The sequence below is a fragment of the Bradyrhizobium sp. 6(2017) genome (assembly GCF_011058295.2).
Lineage (GTDB): Bacteria > Pseudomonadota > Alphaproteobacteria > Rhizobiales > Xanthobacteraceae > Bradyrhizobium > Bradyrhizobium septentrionale.
The window spans coordinates 1,108,029-1,122,832 of sequence record NZ_CP049289.2 but is presented as its reverse complement, the minus strand read 5'-3'; the positions used below and the strand labels follow the sequence as shown (position 1 = coordinate 1,122,832).

At 64.5% G+C, this 14,804-nt stretch carries 13 protein-coding genes; 4 read left to right on the top strand and 9 right to left on the bottom strand.

Annotation, left to right across the window (positions count from 1 at the left end):
* Positions 1-109: 109 nt before the first annotated feature.
* The 3 genes from boxC to G6P99_RS05230 all read right to left on the bottom strand — a co-directional run bounded on the left by boxC (position 110) and on the right by G6P99_RS05230 (position 4,477).
* Positions 110-1,798: a 2,3-epoxybenzoyl-CoA dihydrolase gene (boxC, locus tag G6P99_RS05240; protein WP_029082917.1), complete on the bottom strand. Its 1,689-nt coding sequence runs from the start codon at positions 1,796-1,798 to the stop codon at positions 110-112.
* 166 nt (positions 1,799-1,964) lie between these two features.
* Positions 1,965-2,774 (bottom strand): alpha/beta fold hydrolase, encoded by an 810-nt coding sequence (locus G6P99_RS05235; protein WP_029082918.1) that lies wholly within the window; start codon positions 2,772-2,774, stop codon positions 1,965-1,967.
* A 170-nt stretch (positions 2,775-2,944) separates the two neighbouring features.
* Positions 2,945-4,477 carry a benzoate-CoA ligase family protein gene (locus tag G6P99_RS05230; protein ID WP_165127494.1) on the bottom strand — a complete coding sequence of 511 codons (1,533 nt, stop codon included), beginning with the start codon at positions 4,475-4,477 and terminating at the stop codon, positions 2,945-2,947.
* A 174-nt stretch (positions 4,478-4,651) separates the two neighbouring features.
* Here G6P99_RS05230 and G6P99_RS05225 point away from each other — a divergent pair, with 174 nt between their 5' ends.
* The gene (locus G6P99_RS05225) at positions 4,652-5,560 is read left to right on the top strand and encodes a helix-turn-helix transcriptional regulator (RefSeq protein ID WP_029082920.1); all 909 of its coding nucleotides are present in this window, start codon (positions 4,652-4,654) and stop codon (positions 5,558-5,560) included.
* A 6-nt stretch (positions 5,561-5,566) separates the two neighbouring features.
* On the opposite strand, the gene G6P99_RS05220 is transcribed toward G6P99_RS05225, so the two are convergent.
* The gene (locus G6P99_RS05220) at positions 5,567-6,352 is read right to left on the bottom strand and encodes an IclR family transcriptional regulator domain-containing protein (RefSeq protein WP_029082921.1); all 786 of its coding nucleotides are present in this window, start codon (positions 6,350-6,352) and stop codon (positions 5,567-5,569) included.
* 123 nt (positions 6,353-6,475) lie between these two features.
* Here G6P99_RS05220 and G6P99_RS05215 point away from each other — a divergent pair, with 123 nt between their 5' ends.
* Both G6P99_RS05215 and G6P99_RS05210 read left to right on the top strand, forming a co-directional pair.
* Complete coding sequence (locus tag G6P99_RS05215; protein WP_165127492.1) at positions 6,476-7,834, top strand: aromatic ring-hydroxylating dioxygenase subunit alpha; 1,359 nt, start codon at positions 6,476-6,478, stop codon at positions 7,832-7,834.
* A gap of 145 nt (positions 7,835-7,979) precedes the next feature.
* Entirely contained in the window at positions 7,980-9,416 is a 1,437-nt protein-coding gene (locus tag G6P99_RS05210; RefSeq protein WP_029082923.1) for a glutamine synthetase family protein, read from the top strand.
* A 47-nt stretch (positions 9,417-9,463) separates the two neighbouring features.
* Here the strand turns inward: G6P99_RS05210 and G6P99_RS05205 are convergent, their stop codons facing one another.
* Positions 9,464-10,561 carry an enolase C-terminal domain-like protein gene (locus G6P99_RS05205; protein WP_029082924.1) on the bottom strand — a complete coding sequence of 366 codons (1,098 nt, stop codon included), beginning with the start codon at positions 10,559-10,561 and terminating at the stop codon, positions 9,464-9,466.
* 212 nt (positions 10,562-10,773) lie between these two features.
* Between G6P99_RS05205 and G6P99_RS05200 the strand changes: the two genes are divergently transcribed.
* The gene (locus G6P99_RS05200) at positions 10,774-11,262 is read left to right on the top strand and encodes a TetR/AcrR family transcriptional regulator (protein WP_246709836.1); all 489 of its coding nucleotides are present in this window, start codon (positions 10,774-10,776) and stop codon (positions 11,260-11,262) included.
* Between the two features lie 147 nt (positions 11,263-11,409).
* Here the strand turns inward: G6P99_RS05200 and G6P99_RS05195 are convergent, their stop codons facing one another.
* The 4 genes from G6P99_RS05195 to G6P99_RS05180 are packed head-to-tail and all read right to left on the bottom strand — an operon-like array spanning position 11,410 to position 14,764.
* Positions 11,410-12,138, bottom strand: coding sequence for an ABC transporter ATP-binding protein (locus G6P99_RS05195; protein ID WP_029082926.1), 729 nt, complete (start codon positions 12,136-12,138; stop codon positions 11,410-11,412).
* The gene (locus G6P99_RS05190; protein ID WP_029082927.1) at positions 12,131-12,898 is read right to left on the bottom strand and encodes an ABC transporter ATP-binding protein; all 768 of its coding nucleotides are present in this window, start codon (positions 12,896-12,898) and stop codon (positions 12,131-12,133) included. The genes G6P99_RS05195 and G6P99_RS05190 overlap by 8 nt, the downstream gene beginning before the upstream one ends.
* Before the next feature lie 4 nt (positions 12,899-12,902).
* A complete protein-coding gene (locus G6P99_RS05185; protein ID WP_198031207.1) occupies positions 12,903-13,850 on the bottom strand; it encodes a branched-chain amino acid ABC transporter permease in 948 nt (315 codons plus the stop codon).
* The gene (locus G6P99_RS05180; protein ID WP_029082929.1) at positions 13,847-14,764 is read right to left on the bottom strand and encodes a branched-chain amino acid ABC transporter permease; all 918 of its coding nucleotides are present in this window, start codon (positions 14,762-14,764) and stop codon (positions 13,847-13,849) included. Before G6P99_RS05180 ends, G6P99_RS05185 begins: the two co-directional genes overlap by 4 nt.
* Positions 14,765-14,804 lie beyond the last annotated feature (40 nt).

The following is a 14,804-nucleotide window of genomic DNA, read 5'->3' as shown; positions in this document are numbered from 1 at the left end:
CAGCGCGAAGCGGTGCGCCGCAGGGCCGGGACCCATTGATTCGTGGTCCACATAAGTCCCGGTTCTGCAGCGCGTCACTCGCGTGCCGCGCAGCGCCCGGGACACAAAATCAAACGCGCGTCATGTCGAATTGCGCCTTCTGGCCGGTGCCGTAGCGCCGCAGCGCGCCGTCTTCACCGACCGCGTTGGGCCGCTGGAAGATCCAGTTCTGCCACGCGGTGAGACGGGAAAAGATCTTCGATTCCATCGTCTCGGGACCGACGAAGCGCAGATTTGCTTCCATGCCGGTGAGGCCGTCGGGCGAGAATGAGGTGCGCTCCTCGAAGAACACGCGGACCTCGTCGTCCCAGTCGATGTCGTCGAGCGCGAAGGTGACGAGACCGAGCTCCTCGGCCTCTTCGGCGTCGAGCGCCTTGCCGATCGATGCCTGTGCGCGCTCGATATCCGATGGATCGGCCTGGAAGCGCGATTGCAGCCGGGTCAGGCCATGGCTCATCGGATACGGCCCGAAATTCATCGCCGTCAGCTCGATCGCCGGCGGCGGGCGGTTGTCGCCCTGCTTCTGGCCGATCAGCATGTAGGAGCGGTCGGCGGCGAACACGAGCTCGGCGAGCGTGCCGACGAAGCAGGAGCCCGGCTCGACCAGCGTCACCAGCGTGCGCGAGGTGACGTCGATGCGCTTGAGCACGCGCTTCCAGTAGTGCCTGACCTCGTTGACCAGCCAGTGCGCCTTGTTGGCTTCCAGGAACCCGTCGTAGGACACGACATTGGCGCGGTCGCCATGGCTCTTGAACACCAGCATCGCGATCTCGAGCTCGTTGATGCGCAGATGCAGGATCGCATCGTCGAGTTCGCGGGCGACCTGCAGCGGCCAGAACGCAGACCCTTGCGCGATCATGCCGTCGATATCGGCGGGCGCCGCAGTTTCCGGCGCCTTGATCGAGATCGTGGCGATGCGCGCGGCGCGATCGATATCGACGCTGACAAAGCCGTAGCGGATCGCGCTGTCATCGATGGTGCGCGTCAGCGGCGCCAGCGTGATGCCCTTGCCGGTGCCGTTGCGCTTCGACTTCGCTGCAAATTCCTTGACGCGCTCGGCAAGCTTGCCCTCGAGCTTGGAGTTCGGCGCGATCTCGTCGACCAGACGCCAGGACACGGCGCGCTTGCCCTTGATGCCTTCCTCGATGGTGCAGAAGAAGTCGGCGTGGTCGCGGCGCACCTTGCGCTTGTCGACGACGCGCGTAAGCCCGCCGGTGCCGGGCAGCACCGCGAGCAGTGGCACTTCCGGCAGTGCGACGGCGGCAGCGCCGTCATCGGCCATCATGATGTGATCGGTCGCGAGCGCCAGCTCATAGCCGCCGCCGGCCGCGGTGCCGTTGACGAGGGTGATAAAGCTCTGGCCGGAATTCTCGCTGGAATCCTCGAGGCCATTGCGGGTCTCGTTGGTGAACTTGCAGAAGTTGACCTTGTGGGCGTGGGTCGAGCCCGCCAACATGCGGATGTTGGCGCCGGCGCAGAACACCCGGTTCTTGCCCGAGCGCATCACCACGACCTTCACTTGCGGATGCTCGAAGCGCAGCCGCTGCACGGCATCGGCGAGCTCGATGTCGACGCCGAGGTCGTAGGAATTGAGCTTGAGCTGATAGCCCTCGAACAGGCCGGCGTTCTCGTCGACGTCCATGGTCAGCGTCGCGACGTCACCCGCGATGTCGAGCTTCCAGTGGCGGTAACGCGACGGATCGGTCTGGAAGTCGATGTACTTCGCCCCGCCTGCAAGGACGCGATCGTCACCAGCCATGGGCCACCCTTATCTGTTGTTCGTTTTGAAGGTTCGTCGTCTCAGTCCTCATGCACAATAATGCATGTTTTCGATCTGGTCCAGTTGAAAACGCGAAAACATGCATTTTGTTTCATGTTCGGGAAATTCGCCCGCTCGGCCAATGGCCTGGCACCGGCACCAAATGTCAGGCCGCCAAGGTCCGGTCGTCGCGGAGTGCCGCCTTGGCGAATTCGGTGACCGAATCCAGCGTCACTGCCGGCGCCTCGCGATGCGGCGAGTGGCCGGCGCCTTCGATGACCGCGGCGTCGACCGGGCAGTAGCACTCGCCCTCGGCGATCTCGACCTGCCGCATCGTGCCGTATTGATCCTCCGCGCCCTGCACGATCAGGACGGGGACGCGGATATAGGCGAGATAGTCGGAGATATCCCAGTCGCGGAATTTTGGGTCGAGCCAGGCGTCGTTCCAGCCAAAGAAGGTGCTGTCGACATCCTTGTGCCAGCGCGCCAGCTTCTCTTTCAGATTGGTGGTCTGATACGCGGTCTTGGTCTCGGCGATCGAGTTGACCGAGATGTCCTCGACGATGAAATGCGGCGCGATCAATGCGAGCCCGTGCAGGCGATGGTCCTGATGCGAGCCGGCATAGATCGCCGCGATCGATCCGCCATCGGAGTGCCCAAGCAAGAGGCCGCGGCGGAAGCCGATCCGATCGAGCAGCTTCGGCAGTACGTCGAGCGCCTCGCGATGCATGTAATCGACCGGACGCGGCAACTTCGCCGGCGACGAGGCGCCATAGCCCGCGCGCGAATAGGCGAACACGCCGGCCCCGGTCGCCGCCTGCAGCTTCTCCGGGAAATCGCCCCACAGCCCGACGCAGCCGAGACCTTCATGCAGCATCACGATGGTCGGGGCTTTCTCGGGCATTGGACCGATCATGCGGTATTCGAGCTCGGCGCCGTCGATGCTGAGGAAGCCTGAGGGGTTCAAATTCTGCATAGTGGGGCCTTCCTCACTCGTCGTCCCGGCGAAAGCCGGGACCCATACGCCGCGGCCTTCGTTTTGAGGGATGCTGTTCAACGGCTATCGCGCAACAACTAAAGCCTGTGGTTATGGGTCCCGGCTCCCGTGCGCAATTGCGCACTAGGCCGGGACGACGCCGGGAAACGCTAGTGCGCACCGTCGCGCAATTTGAACCGCTGGATCTTGCCGGTCGCCGTCTTCGGCAGAGTGTCGACCACGTCGATCCAGCGCGGATATTTCCACGGGCCGATCTTCTGCTTGACGTGCTCCTTCAGCGCCTCATTCAGACCATCGGCCGAGCTGCCGGGCCGCAGCACCACATAGGCCTTCGGCTTCAAGAGCCCTTCCGGATCGGCCTCCGGCACCACGGCGGCTTCGAGCACCGCGGGATGGGTGATCAGCGCGCTCTCGACCTCGAATGGCGAGACCCAGATGCCCGAGACCTTGAACATGTCGTCGGCGCGGCCGCAGAAGGTGTAACGGCCGTCAGCGTCGCGCGTGTATTTGTCGCCGGTGCGAGTCCAGGCGCCCTCGAAGATGGCGCGGCTCTTGGCGCGCTGATTCCAGTAGCTCTCGCCGGCCGAGGGCGCATCGACCACGAGCTCGCCGACCTCGCCGTCGGCGACATCGGCGCCGATCTCGTTGACCAGCCGCACCTTGTAGCCGGGCACCGGACGGCCGGACGAGCCGTATTTGATGTCGCCGGGCGCATTCGACAGGAAGATGTGCAAGAGCTCGGTCGAGCCGACGCCGTCGAGAATGTCGACGCCGAACCGCGCCTTCCAGGCATTGCCGACCGATTCCGGCAGCGCCTCGCCGGCCGAGGTGCAGACGCGCAGCCGATTGCCGCCGGTCTGCGCCTTGGTCGCCTCGTCGTTGAGCATCGCCGCGAACAGCGTCGGCACGCCGAAGAAGATGCTCGGATGATACCTGTTCATCAGCGCAAACATCACCGCCGGCGTCGGACGCTCCGAATTGAGCACCGTGGTGGCGCCGACCGACATCGGGAAGGTCAGCGCATTGCCGAGCCCATAGGCAAAGAACAGCTTTGCCGCCGACAGGCCGACATCGTCCTGGCGGATACCGAGCACCTGTTTGGCGTAGGTCTCCGCGGTCGCGGCGAGGTTGGAATGCAGATGGCGCACGCCTTTCGGCATGCCGGTCGAGCCCGACGAATAGAGCCAGAATGCCGGCTCGTCGGCATGGGTCGGCGCGGTGGCAAACACGTCGCCCTCGCGCGCGATCTCGTCGGACAGCTTCTTGTGGCCGTGCGTGTCCTTGCCGGAGACCACGACATGTTCGAGGTCGGGCATGCGGCCGATGATGTCCTTCACGACCGGCAGCAGCGCCTCGGAGACGAACAGCACGCGGGCGCGGCAGTCGCCGAGGATGTAGGCATATTGCTCTGATGTCAGCAGCGTGTTGAGCGGCACCGGCACCACGCCGGCGCGGATCGCGCCCAGGAACACGACCGGGAAATCGACCGTATCCAGCATGATCATGGCGACCCGCTCCTCGCGGCGGACGCCGAGCCGGCGCAGCATGTTGCCGAGGCGGCGGGTCTGCTGCTGCAGCTGGCCATAGGTGATTTGCGACACCGTGTCGTCGAACACGACCTTGTCGCCGCGGCCTTCATCGACATTGCGATCGAGCAGCCAGGTCACTGCGTTGTAAGTCATGGCCCGCTCCTCAGGCAAAAGCGCGTCGCGCCTGCCCTCTCCCGTCAAGTTTTTAGAATTATAATTCATACAAAGCCACCACATTGGCTTGCTGTCAATCCTCATCGGCACTATGTTTCCTAAAGCTTGGGTCTGATTCCAGCCTGAACAGAACCCGCACGTCGCACAGGGATCATGACCGCAGCCAACGATCCGGAAACCGACTTCCTCGAGCAGCTCGGCCAGCGTGTGCGCACGACGCGCGGCCTGGCCGGCATGTCGCGCAAGGTGCTCGCCAAGGTCTCCGGCATTTCCGAACGCTACATCGCCCAGCTCGAGAGCGGCAAAGGCAATGTTTCGATCGTGCTGCTGCGCCGTGTCGCAGGCGCGATGGGCGCGCATCTCGAGGACCTGATTCCCTCGAGCGAACCGATCCCGGATTGGGCTGTCATCCGCGACTTCTTGCGCAAAGCTTCGCCGAACCAGATCGCGCAGGCCAAGGACATCCTCGCCGGCAGCAGCCCGCTGGCACCGCGCCGCGCCTCGTTCTCCGGCATCGCGCTGATCGGTCTGCGCGGCGCCGGCAAGACCACGCTGGGCCGGATGCTGGCGAAGAAGATCGGCTGGAGCTTTGTCGAGCTCAACAAGGAGATCGAGGCGCAGAACGGCCTCTCGGTCGCGGAGATCATCGCCCTGTACGGCCAGGAAGGCTTTCGCAGGATGGAGCAGGCCGCGCTGACGCAGCTGCTGGCACGCAACGAATTGATGGTGCTGGCGACCGGCGGCGGCATCGTCTCCGAGGCCCTGACCTTCGACCTGATCCTGTCGTCATTCTACACGATCTGGCTGAAGGCCGAGCCGGAGGAGCACATGGCGCGCGTCCGCCGCCAGGGCGATCTGCGCCCGATGGCCGACGACCGCTCGGCGATGGCCGAATTGCGCAACATCCTGGTCAGCCGCGAACCGCTTTATGCACGCGCATCGGCGGTGGTCGACACCGCCGGCCTCTCGGTCGACGCCGCCGCGGCGCGGCTGATCGATTCAGTGCGGCCGGTGCTGCAGAACGAGGCGCGCTCGTTCGGGCTGCGCAGCGTGGCGCTGTAGCCCGAGCTAAAGCAGCCTACTCTTCACATCATCAGCGCCGTCGCGCAGCAGCGGCAGGAAACGGTCGATCAATTCCTGCTTCGGTACGCGATCGACATGCGCGCCCATGTTGATCGCGGCGACGATGGTGCCGTCGTAGCGGCGCACCGGGACCGAGATCGAGCGGAAATGCGGTTCGGCCTCGCGGTCGACCAGTGAATAGCCCTGCGCACGATCGGCGATGATGACGGCCAGCAGTTTTTTTGGATCGGTGACCGTCTGCGGCGTCACCGGATCGCGGCGCATCGCCTTCAGCCGCGCCGCGAGTTCGGCATCGGCGAGCCGGCCAAGCATCGCGCGACCGACCGAGGTGCAGAACGCCGGCAGCCGGTAGCCGATATCGAGACCGGCGGAGAACACGCGGGTCGGGCTCGAGCGCGCGACGAACACGACATCATCGCCGTCGAGCAATGCGAGCGACGCGATCTCCTGGGCCGCGGTCGCGATGCGATCGAGCACCGGTTGCAGCACCGTCACCACCTGGTTGGATTGCAGGAACGAGCCCGCCAGCGTCAGCACATGCGGCGTCAGCGTGAACAGCTTGCCGTCGGTCGCGACAAAACCGCCATGCGCGAGCGTGAACAGGATGCGGCGCGCGGTGGCGCGCGGCAGGTCGGCGGCGCGCGCCAGATCGCTCAAGGTCGCCGGGCCGGAGACGGTGCCGAACACCTGCAACAGCCGCAGACCGCGATCGAGGGCCTCGACGAAATCGGTGGCGCGCTCGTCCTGATCGTTGCGCTTCAGCTTGGGCATGAGGTTTAGGTTTGGGTTGGGCTTTGAACGGTTCAAAAATTGCGCTTGCTGTTGGAATTAGACATGGCATAATTCGCACATAAGTTCAATAGGCGAACAAATCCAAATCCGGGAGACGCCGCCATGATGAGCCAGGAAGCGAACGATCTGATCACCCGCACCGGCCGCAAAGACCCCTGCGGAAAGCTGATGCGGATGTACTGGCAGCCGGCGGCGCTGGTCGACGAACTGGAGGGACCGCGCCCGGTGCGGCCGGTCAAACTGCTCGGCGAAAACCTCGTGCTGTTCCGCGGCGAGGACGGCAGCTACGGGCTGATCGACCGCCACTGCGCACATCGCGGCGCCGACCTCGCCTTCGGCCGGCTCGAGCATGGCGGGCTGCGCTGCGCCTTCCACGGCTGGCTGTTCGACGTATCAGGTCAATGCATCGAGACGCCGGCCGAGCCTGCCGGCTCGCAGCTCTGCAAGGGCATCAAGCAGCGCTCCTACCCGGTGGTCGAGAAGAGCGGCATCCTCTGGGCCTATCTCGGCGAAGGCACCCCGCCGGCATTTCCGGAGCTCGACTGCTTCGTGGCACCCGACAGCCACACCTTCGCGTTCAAGGGCCACATGAACTGCAATTGGCTGCAGGCGCTCGAGGTCGGCATCGATCCGGCGCACGCCTCCTTCCTGCATCGCTTCTTCGAGGACGAGGACACCTCGGCCGCCTACGGCAAGCAGTTCCGCGGCGCATCCGCCGGCTCTGACATGCCGATGACCAAAATCCTGCGCGAATATGGTCGGCCGATCATCAATGTCGAGCACACCGAATACGGCCTGCGCCTGATCGCGCTGCGCGAGCTCGACGAGGAGCGCACCCATGTGCGGGTGACAAATCAGCTGTTCCCGCACGGCTTCGTCATTCCGATGTCGACCGAGATGACGATCACGCAGTGGCACGTGCCGGTCGATGACGAGAACTGCTACTGGTATGCGATCTTCACCAGCTACGCGGCGCCGGTCGACAAGCAGAAGATGCGCGACCAGCGGCTCGAGCTCTACACGTTGCCCGACTACAAGTCGCGCAAGAACCGCAGCAACGATTACGGCTTCGATCCGCACGAGCAGGCGACCGAGACCTATACCGGCATGGGTACCGACATCAACGTCCACGACCAGTGGGCGGTGGAATCGATGGGGGCGATCCAGGACCGCACCAACGAGCATCTCGGCCAGAGCGACAAGGCGATCGTGCAGTACCGCCGCCTGCTGCGGCAAGAGATCGAGAAGGTTGCCGGCGGCGAGAAGCCGATGCTGTTCCTAGACGACGCCTCGGCGCGCAGCATCCAGGGCCCGGCGACGATGGACGGCATCGGGCCGACGCTAGGCTGGGAGCTCTACTGGATGGAGGTCGACGTCAAGCGCCGCCGCGGCGCGCCGTGGGCCGCTCCAGTGCCGCGCGAGATCGCAGGCAAGGTGCATCATCTGACGGCGGCGGAGTAGTCATGTCCTTCCGTCATTGCGAGCGAAGCGAAGCAATCCATCGTGCCGCTTGGCGAGACATGGATTGCTTCGTCGCTTCAGCGCAAAATTGCGTGCAACTTTGTCGCGAGCTCCTCGCAATGACGACTGAGAGAGGGGTAACGCCTTGAGCTTTGTCGAGCGTCACGGCCTGTGGTCGGATGAGCAGAAGGAGGCCGCGAACCGCCTCCGCCGCATCGTCGAGGAGAAGAACCTCGAGGTCATCCGCCTCTCATTCCCGGACCAGCACGGCATCCTGCGCGGCAAGACGCTGATCGCCGGCGAAGCGGTGCGCTCGCTGGAGGGTGGCTGCTCGATCACCACGACGATGCTCGCCAAGGACACCTCGCACAAGACGGTGTTTCCGGTGTTCACCGCCGGCGGCGGCTTCGGCATGAAGGAGATGGAGGGCGCGGCCGACGTGCTGATGGTCGCCGACCCCACCACGTTCCGCGTGCTGCCCTGGGCGGAGAACACCGGCTGGGTGCTCTGTGATCTCTATTTCAGCGACGGACGGCCGGTGCCGTTCGCGACCCGCAACCTCTATCGCAAGGTGCTCGATCAGCTCGGAGACCGCGGCTACGATTTCGTCGCGGGCCTCGAGGTTGAATTCCATCTGTTCAAGCTCGACGATGCGCATATGGCGCCGGAGGATGCCGGCCAGCCCGGACGGCCGCCGTCGGTGAGCCTGCTGTCGCACGGCTATCAGTACCTCACCGAACAGCGCTACGATCTGATGGAGCCGGCGCTCGAGATCATCCGCCGCGACATCCTCGCGCTCGACCTGCCGTTGCGCTCGGTCGAGGTCGAGTTTGGCCCGAGCCAGTGCGAATTCACCTTCGCGCCGACGGTCGGGCTCGCACCGGCCGACACCATGGTGCTGTTCCGCTCCGCGGTGAAGCAGATCGCGCGCCGCCATGGCTATCACGCGACCTTCATGTGCCGGCCGAAGCTGCCGAACGTGTTTGCCTCGGGCTGGCACCTGCACCAGTCGCTGGTGTCGCGCGCCAATGGCGAGAACGTCTTCATGGCCAAGGAAGCCGGCGAGCCGCTCAGCCCGCTCGGCCGCGCTTGGCTCGCCGGCCTGATCGAGCACGCGCGGGCCTCTACCGTGTTCACGACGCCAACCATCAACGGCTACAAGCGCTACCGCTCCTATTCGCTGGCGCCGGACCGCGCGATCTGGGGCCGCGACAACCGCGGCGTGATGATCCGCGTGCTCGGCGGTGCCGGCGATCCGGCGACGCGGCTGGAGAACCGGATCGGTGAGCCAGCCGCCAACCCCTATCTCTACATGGCAAGCCAGATCCTCTCCGGCCTCGACGGCGTCGACCGCAAGCTCGATCCTGGCCCGTCCGCCGACACGCCCTACGAGACCAAGGCCGCGCTGCTGCCGAAATCGTTGCGCGAAGCGGTGTTCGCACTCAACGACGATCCGTTCTTCCGCGGGGCGCTGGGACCAGAGTTCGTCGACTATTACGTCTTCATCAAGAATGCGGAGATCGAGCGTTTCCAGGCCGAGGTGTCGGACTGGGAGCACCGCGAGTATTTCGAGATGTTTTGAGGGGGAGCCACGCGCGGGGCACCCCCTCGAACCAACCCACTCTGCGGCTAGAGACTCGCGAGGTTTGCGGCAACAGCCCGTTCGTTCCATTCCAAGCCGAGGCCGGGCGCGTCGGGAATATGCAAAAGGCCATCCTTTATTTCATATGGCCGCTCGAGAATTGGATCGGCCCAATCCTGCCACTCCAGCCAATGCGCGGTCTCCGTTGCACGCATGACGTGAGCGGCGACTTCCGGATAAAGATGCGTTGATATCGGTATGCCCGCTGCGCCGGCGATCGCTGCCGCGCGCATCCAGCCCGTCACTCCGCCGATGCGCATGAAATCAGGCATCACAAGGTCGCAAGCCTTCTTCGCGATCGCCTTGTGCATCTCCCTCGGGCCATAGAAGTTCTCCCCGATCTGGATCGGTGTCTTCAGCTCTGCCGCAAGCTGGGCGTGCCCGTCGAGATTGTCGTAGAGCACGGGCTCTTCGATCCAGTCGAGGCCATGGTCGTCGATCATATGGCAGCGCTCGATGGCTTCGGCGAGATTTAGCCCCTGGTTGTAGTCGACCATCAGATGCATGCGCTCACCGACCGCTTTGCGCACCGCGTCGAGCGTCGCCAAATCTTCGCGCGGATCGCTTCGGCCGAGCCGCAATTTCAGAGCGGAGAATCCTCCTTCGTCCCGCAACTCCAAGGCTTCGGCTGCGACGGCGGCCGGCTCTTTCAACCAAAGGCCGTTGCTGTTGTAGGACCTCACGGCGCCGACCGTAGCACCTAACAGCACGCACAGCGGCTTGTTTGCGGCCTTCGCCAACGCATCCCACGCAGCCATGTCGAGACCCGACGCGGCGATCATCGACAATCCCTCGTAGCCGACAAAGTGCAGGGATCTGCGCGCTGCCTCGAAGAGCTCGACTGGCGCCACGCTTCGACCTTTGAGCAACTCGCTGAGGTCGTGAAGTGCGGGAACCAGATATCGCATCGATTTCACGATATAGGGCTCGAGATAGCTTCGCCCGACGATGCCCTCCTCGGTCACGAGATCGATGAGAACGAGCGGCCACTCCGATATCGTGACAATGCGCGCGACCACAGGCCGCTTCAGCTTGAGCACCACCGGACGGGCTCTGATTTCTCTGAGCGTCAATGGGTCGGGCATGACGATTGCCTTCGCAGCGCGAGGGAAGAAACTGATTACAACGGGCTGAAAAAGTCACAGATGCCATTCCAATCGGTTTTTCGGCCGGTGTAAATTCACTACCTGGTATACTCTGGGGTGACTGCATGGCACGATCTGCAGAACCGACACGACAGCGCATCCTTGCTGCCGCCTACGTCCTGTTTCGCCAGCGCGGATATAGCCGCGTGAGCATGGACGAAATCGCAGCGGCGACGAGGGTCACGAAGCGCACGCTCTACAATCATTTTCAAAGCAAGGATCAGCTGCTCGCCTTCGTGCTGGAAGCCCAGAACGAATTGGCCTTGGCCGCGTTCGCCACGTTCGGTGACAAGCTGTCCGGCTCGCCGGCGGCGATCGTTGACGGCCTATTCCGCGACCTCGCGGTCTGGGCGGACCGGCCGCGATGGGCCGGCTCGGGATTTACCAGGCTGGTCGTCGAACTGGCCGATCTCCCCGGCCATCCCGCACGGGCAATTGCGCGTCGGCACAAAGCACTGCTTGAAACCCACCTCGGCGACTTGCTGAAGCGGGCTGGCGTCCGCGAGGCTCACCGCCGTGCGCGCGAGATCTGGCTGCTCTCCGAGGGCGCGATCTCCTTGATGCTGGTGCATGGCGATCGGGCCTATGCGGCGGCCGCGGCCGATGCAGCCAAACGACTGCTGCGAAGCTCTTCGCGGTGAGGCGGCAGCACGCCTCTCTGATCCGTCATCCTGAGGAGCGCGTAGCGCGTCTCGAAGGATGCACGGCCACCAGCCGGGCCATCGATCCTTCGAGACGCCTGCTACGCAGGCTCCTCAGGATGACGGCTATACGGCAATGCTTGCTGCTCAAATCCCCAAATACTTGTGCTGCAGCTCCGGCTCGGCGATCAGCTGCTCGCTGGTCCCGCTCCACACCGCCTTGCCGCGCTCGATGATGTAGTGGCGGTCGGCGATGCGGGCGAGGTTTCCGACGTTCTTGTCGATCACGAGCACCGACTGCCCGCGTCCCTTCAGCATCGACAGGCAGCTCCAGATCTCGCCGCGGATCAGGGGCGCAAGGCCTTCGGTGGCCTCGTCGAGGATCAGGAGTTTTGGGTTGGTCATCAGCGCGCGGCCGATCGCGAGCATCTGCTGCTCGCCGCCGGACAGCGTGACGCCCATATTGCCTGTGCGTTCGGCGAGCCGCGGAAACAGCGCATGGATCTTGTCGATGGTCCAGGGATTGGAGGCGCCGAACCGGTTGCCCGAGGCGGCGACGAGATTTTCGCGCACCGTCAGGTTCGGAAAGATCTGGCGTCCCTCGGGCACCAGGCCGATGCCGAGCTTTGCGATCTTGTAGGACGCCAGGCCGCGCACCGCCTCGCCGGCGAAGCGGATCGCGCCCGATCGCGCTGGCGTCAGGCCCATGATCGAGCGGATGGTCGTGGTCTTGCCCATGCCATTGCGGCCCATCAGCGCGACCATCTCGCCCGATCTGATCTGCAGCGACAGGCCGAACAGCACCTGGCTCAACCCGTAGCAGGTCTCGATTCCATCGACTTCGAGCAGGGTTTCAGCGGTTTTGATATCAGCCATGGCCTGTCACCGCATGCTGTTCGCCGAGATAGGCGCGCTTGACCTCTTCATGCTTGCGGATCGCATCCGGCACGTCGCAGGCGATGACGCGGCCATAGACCAGTACCGTGATACGGTCGGCCAGCGCGAACACCGCCTCCATGTCGTGCTCGACCAGCACGATGGTCACTTCCTTGCGCAGCTCTTTCAGCAGCGCAACCATCCGCGCGGATTCGGTGACGCCGAGCCCGGCCATCGGCTCGTCGAGCAGCAACAGCTGCGGCTTGGTGGCGAGCGCGACCGCGAGCTCGAGCTCGCGCTGCTCGCCATGGCTCAATTGCGACACCAGCACATCGGCACGCTTACCGAGGCCGACGCGCTCCAGCGCCGCGCGCGCGGCGTCGCGCAGACGCCGCTCCTTGCGCGCATTGCCCCAGAAGCGGAAGGAGTGGCCGTCGTGCGCCTGCGCCGCCAGCGCGACATTGTCGATCGCCGAGAAATCCTTCAGCAGCGATGTGATCTGGAACGAGCGCGCCAGCCCGAGCCGGCTGCGCTTATAGGACGGCAGGCCCGTGACATCGCGGCCGGCGAAGCGGATGGTGCCGGAGTTCGGCATCACCTGCCCGGTGAGCTGGCTGATCAGCGTGGTCTTGCCGGCGCCGTTGGGGCCGATGATGGCGTGCAGTTCGCCCGGCACCACCTCCATCGAGAGGTTGTCGGTCGCGGTGATGCCGCCGTAGCGACGGACCAGATTTTCGACGCGGAGCAGGGGCTCAGCCAGGGAATCAGGCACGGCGCATCCTCCCGAGCAGGCCCATGATGCCGCCGCGCGCGAACAGCACGATCAACAGCAGCACCGGACCGAGGATCAGTCCCGAATATTCGGTGACCTGCGACAGCAGCTCCTCGAGCAGGAGATAGACGATCGCGCCGATCACAGGGCCGAACAGGGAGCCCATGCCGCCCAGGATCACCATCACCATGAGGTCGCCGGAGCGGGTCCAGTACATCACGGCGGGGCTGACGAAGTCGGTGTTGTTGGCAAGCAGCGCACCGGCAAGGCCGCAGATGGTGCCCGCGATCACGAAGCAGACCAGGCGATAGCGGTTGGCATGGAAGCCGATCGCCTGCATGCGCTGCTCGTTGGAGCGGACGCCCTGCACCACGAGACCGAAGCGCGAATTGACGATGCGCCAGATCAGATAGAGGCCGCCGAACAGGCAGGCCAGGCAGAGGTAATAGAACTGGGTGCGGTTCGAGAGGTCGATCAGGCCGGCGAAATCGCTGCGCTTGTAGACGGTGAGGCCGTCGTCGCCGCCGTAACGCGACAGGCCGGAGGTGATGTAATAGGCCATCTGCGCAAAGGCGAGCGTGATCATGATGAAGTAGACGCCGCGGGTGCGCAGGCTCAGCGCGCCGATCACCAACGCGAACAGCGCCGAGACCGCGAGCGCCACCGGCCACTGGATGAAGCCGGAGCCGATGCCTTCAGTGGCGAGGATGCCGACGGCATAACCGCCGATGCCGAGATAGGCGGCGTGGCCAAAGCTCATCATGCCGCCATAGCCCATGATCAGGTTCAGGCTGGCGGCGGCCAGCGCGAAGATCACGATGCGGGTGAAGAGCGTCAGGATGAAGATGTTGCCGGTCACCGCCGAATAGACCGGCAGCAAGACCAGGGCAGCGCAGAGCAGCGCCGCGACGGAATTGGAGGCGTTGAGCTTGGGCATCATCGTTTGGCCGCCGGGAACAGCCCTTCAGGCCGCAGCACGAGGATGATGGCCATCAAGAGATAGATCAGCATCGAGGACAACGCCGGCGCCGCGGTGGAGGCCGCAGCCCCGCTCAAGACCTTGCGCAGCAGGTCGGGCAGGAAGGCTCGGCCCATCGTGTCGATGATGCCGACGAACACCGCGGCCATGAACGCGCCGCGGATCGAGCCGATGCCGCCGATCACGATGATGACGAAAGCGAGGATCAGGATGTTCTCGCCCATGCCAATCTGCACGGTGAGGATCGGCGCCTGCATCAGCCCGGCGAGCCCGGCGAGCGCGGCGCCAAGGCCGAACACCAACGTGAACAGCAGCTTGATGTTGATGCCGAGCGCCCCGATCATCTCGCGGTTGGAGGCGCCGGCGCGGATCAGCATGCCGACGCGGGTGCGCATCACGACGAGATAGAGCAATGCTGCGACCGCCAGCGCGACCACGATGATCATCAGCCGGTAGGCCGGATAGTACACGCCGGGAATGATCTGCACCGGAACGGTGAGCCAGACCGGCAGCGGCAGCGCGAGACCGGCCGGGCCCCAGATCAGCCGGACGGCATCGTTGAAGAACAGGATCAGGCCGAATGTCGCCAGCACCTGGTCGAGATGGTCGCGGCCGTAGAGATGCCTCAGCGCGGCATATTCGAGCGCGATGCCGAGCAGCAGCGTGGCGCCCAGCGCCATCAGCGCGCCAAGAACAAAACTGCCGGTCCAGGCCACGAAGGTCGCCGCGAAATAGGCGCCCATCATGTAGAGCGAGCCGTGCGCCAGATTGACGAAGTCCATGATGCCGAACACCAGCGTCAGTCCGGCTGCCAGCAGGAACAGCAGCAGGCCGAATTGCAGGCCGTTCAGCAGTTGTTCGACGACGAGGTACATGGATCCTTCATATCGGGCTGAAACAAAACAGCGGCAGCGC